This is a genomic window from Arsenophonus endosymbiont of Bemisia tabaci Q2, from assembly GCF_902713415.1.
GTDB lineage: Bacteria > Pseudomonadota > Gammaproteobacteria > Enterobacterales > Enterobacteriaceae > Arsenophonus.
This window is the reverse complement of the sequence record NZ_CACTIE010000255.1, coordinates 1-2327: the sequence shown is the minus strand read 5'-3', so window position 1 is coordinate 2327 and position 2327 is coordinate 1. Positions and strand designations below refer to the sequence as shown.

Genomic DNA, 2327 nt, shown 5'->3' with positions numbered 1-2327 from the left:
TATTGTTCAACATCTTTTATCAACTCGGATTTATCGATTTTTCGCTGACGCGTAGTCGATGCTTTTGGCTCTATTTGATTAATCCAACGCGATACAGATACAGAGCCAATCCGAAATTGCTTCGCTGTTTCTCGGATACTCAACCCTTCTTCTTCCATCGTAAATATCATTTTACGTCTAAAATTAATTGAATAGCTCATATAAATAATGTCATCAAAATTAAGTCGCTTAGCTATAGTTATCCCTCCCGATGGGGTGGGAAGGTAAAATCTCCCAATTTCAGGGAGGCCAAGTTGTTAAAGAGCGTTTATACTAAAAAATAGTCATTATTTTTTATTCACTGTCAAGATGAGGGAATAACCTTGGTAAATCTGGTCTAAAACGATAAGCTGGCACTTTACCTTGAATAGCTTCAACTAAATCAGATACACATTTGGGGGATACTGGTTTTTTACCATTTAACCAATCGGAAATAGTTGATTGCGCTAAGCCACATTTTTTTGCTAATGCTTTTTGACTTCCGGTTATTTTTATAGCGTTTTCTATTCCATAATTCTTCATTAATCTCATCTCCTATAAATTATAGTGATTATAAGAATGAATAAACGAATAGTCAATCGCATTTGCTATTTTGAATGTATATCGTTTATGCGATATTATTTTAGGAAGTATTTAATGAGGTTATTCATGTGAATTTTTCAGAAAGACTAAAACAAGCAATGCAAGAAAAAGGCTTTACTCAAGGATCTTTAGCTAAAGCGGTAGGAATGGCTCAGTCAAGTGTATGGAGACTGACTAGCGGCGGCGCATCAGGAACAAAAAAATTAATAAAAATAGCGAAAGTTTTAGGTGTCAACCCTGAATGGCTTTCAGATGGTATTGGAACAATGAAAGCTCATGAAATAAAACCTAATAATCAATTACTTATTGATTCTATATTGGATTATACGGACAAGACTCAGGAATATGACAAGGATAATATTGTTAAATTAAGATTATATAACCGCATTGAGTGGGTGCTTTCCCCTAGCGTTAGAGGTGAAAAGGTCACTTATTCTATGTTTTTAATACCTAAAAATATAGTTCAAGAAACTAATAGCTCCATTAAAGATTCAATATCAATAATTGTGCCTGATGACAGCATGTCACCGATTATTCAGGAAAACTCAACGGTTGCACTCGATACAAGTATAAAAGATATTAAAAATGGTAAGATTTATTTAGTATCTTATGGTGGAGTGTTTATGATACGGGCCCTTTACAGTTTGCCTGAAAATAAAATTAAGTTAAAAAATTATAAATCTGATGATTACCCAGAATTTATCGTTTCTGCCTCTGAGCTACTAATAATAGGAAAAGTCTACTATGTAGCAGGTAAAATAGATTAAACATAACGAGCCCACTTGGATAGTGGATAGTGGATAGTGGATAGTGGATAGTGGATAGTGGGCTTTAACTCGCTTTATACTCCAAATCTACTTTTCATTTCAAAATCAATAACAATCGTTTTTTAAATAAAAAACAGATATTATCATTTAATTATTAACTTTAATCGTTTTTACGATTGACAATAGCAATAGAAAAACCTATCATTGTTTCATCAACTCACTGCAACGGACAAAAACCAGACAATACTGCGAGTTATAGTTAAGCGTCTTAATTTTGATTACAAAATATATGTTTTTCTCCAATATAAATTTACTGATATAGAGTAATTACTTGTAATCATTTTAAAGTCTCGTCCAGCTATATATCTGAACCTTTGCCAAACGTTGCTAAGTAGCCAGCCTGAGGCGTATGAACATGAAGAAGGCAAAGTGAGACAACAGTTAAGCAGTCCCGCTCTTTAAGACTATCTCGCTGAAAAAGCGAACACCGACAACAGTCGGTTTTGGGGTGTGTGAAATATATCAATCAGCGTTGATTCTTCTGTCTATGCCAAGGAAATAACAATGTTGATACCGATCTGGAAACTTCGGCACACACCACTAAAACCGATTGTTAGGAGGTAGGTATGTGTAACTTTCATGGTTATGATAATGCACGCAGACGAAGAGATGCCCGCAGAAGAGCCAAGAAAACAGCCTATAATCGTAATAAAGCACTCAATATGGCATTAAAAGCTGCCTTAAATCCAACCAAGCAATTGAATTAACAAATAACCGCAAAACCTAAGCGGCCCCCTTCTTTCACTCAAAAGAAAGGTGATGAGTCGCGTAAAGAAAGCGTTATAGCTGGGCGACTTTAAAATGATTACAAGTAATTACTCTATATCAGTAAATTTATATTGGAGAAAAACATATATTTTGTAATCAAAATTAAGACGC

General features: G+C 34.4%; 4 protein-coding genes. 2 read left to right on the top strand and 2 right to left on the bottom strand.

The window, feature by feature from the left end; genetic code table 11:
* Positions 1-200 (bottom strand): IS630 transposase-related protein (locus ARSQ2_RS10840; RefSeq protein WP_238334475.1); only part of this gene is annotated, 200 nt, incomplete at its 3' end.
* A 133-nt stretch (positions 201-333) separates the two neighbouring features.
* On the bottom strand, positions 334-561 hold the full coding sequence (locus tag ARSQ2_RS10835) for a transcriptional regulator (RefSeq protein ID WP_181995301.1): 228 nt from the start codon (positions 559-561) through the stop codon (positions 334-336).
* 158 nt (positions 562-719) lie between these two features.
* On the opposite strand from ARSQ2_RS10835, the gene ARSQ2_RS10830 reads away from it, so the two are divergent.
* Both ARSQ2_RS10830 and ARSQ2_RS10825 read left to right on the top strand, forming a co-directional pair.
* Entirely contained in the window at positions 720-1388 is a 669-nt protein-coding gene (locus tag ARSQ2_RS10830) for an XRE family transcriptional regulator (RefSeq protein ID WP_238334474.1), read from the top strand.
* 626 nt (positions 1389-2014) lie between these two features.
* Positions 2015-2155, top strand: coding sequence for a hypothetical protein (locus ARSQ2_RS10825; protein ID WP_181995299.1), 141 nt, complete (start codon positions 2015-2017; stop codon positions 2153-2155).
* Positions 2156-2327 lie beyond the last annotated feature (172 nt).

What these genes read in the sequence shown, in the direction of transcription:
- ARSQ2_RS10835 (WP_181995301.1), bottom strand. Translation starts at nt 561, where the DNA reads ATGAAGAATTATGGAATAGAAAACGCTATAAAAATAACCGGAAGTCAA.
- ARSQ2_RS10830 (WP_238334474.1), top strand. Translation starts at nt 720, where the DNA reads ATGCAAGAAAAAGGCTTTACTCAAGGATCTTTAGCTAAAGCGGTAGGA.
- ARSQ2_RS10825 (WP_181995299.1), top strand. Translation starts at nt 2,015, where the DNA reads ATGTGTAACTTTCATGGTTATGATAATGCACGCAGACGAAGAGATGCC.